This is a genomic window from Elizabethkingia argenteiflava (assembly GCF_009904105.1).
GTDB lineage: Bacteria > Bacteroidota > Bacteroidia > Flavobacteriales > Weeksellaceae > Elizabethkingia > Elizabethkingia argenteiflava.
Window position 1 is genome coordinate 1 of record NZ_JAAABJ010000263.1, and the last position, 255, is coordinate 255.

Here is a 255-nt window from a genome sequence, read left to right on the forward strand (position 1 = left end):
AGCGTCATGTGGTAGTAGACAAGAATGGCTTTCTAATAGCAGTAATGGTATGTGTTGCCAATATTCATGACAGTAAGGCTGGACTACTTTTACTTAGAATGCTAAATGAAGGACTTATGAAGTTTAAGTGTATCCTTGCTGATGCTGGGTATAGAGGAGAATTTATAGAGAAAGCCGATAAGCTTTATTCATATATGATAAAAGTAGTAAGCAGGGACAAAGAAAAGCTGGCAAAAAAGGAGTTTAAACCTGTAA

1 protein-coding gene is annotated in these 255 nt (G+C 36.1%); it reads left to right on the plus strand.

The features are described from left to right. On the plus strand, nucleotides 1-255 hold a 255-nt coding region (locus GNY06_RS02715; protein WP_166518693.1), incomplete at both ends, for a transposase.